Consider the following 507-nt stretch of genomic DNA (forward strand, 5'->3'; position numbering starts at 1 on the left):
TCTTATGCAGCATTGAGAAATCTAGGATCCAGAATGTCTGGCCATTGTTTTTCTCGATCTCGTAAGGAGATTCACCAATCACGCGTAGACCCAAGTTTTCCAACATTGGCATTACGTCTGATAGATGGATTGGCTCGTCACGATGGTAAAGTTTTAAGCGAACCGCTTTCGAATCCGTTGCAACTTCCTGCGGACGGTAGAAAAGCATGCCAAGTTTGTTGTCGTCACTCAGTGCTTCAAGGCGCTCAATGTCTGCCACAGCAGAACCAGGCATCATGTCTTCTTTGTATGAACGAGGGAACGCGCTCATGTACTCTTTCGATAGTGGTAGACCTTTGCTTTCACCAAAGTTAGCAATGATCGACTCTTTTAATCTGTCGTCCCAAGAGGTAGAAACTTCCATTAAATTCTGCTCGATTTTTTTCACGTCTACGTCAATGTTGTTATTGTCTACACGAACAATGTAATGCGTTCTTGCCAATGGGCTTTCAGAGAAGAACGTCGTAA

The 507-nt window shown here is 44.0% G+C and carries 1 pseudogene; it reads right to left on the minus strand.

Going from position 1 to position 507, the window contains the following annotated elements:
- Positions 1–507 (minus strand): annotated as a pseudogene (locus tag R7Q09_RS28610) (NAD-glutamate dehydrogenase domain-containing protein); the annotation flags it as partial.

The organism is Vibrio sp. 2130-1 (assembly GCF_033339515.1).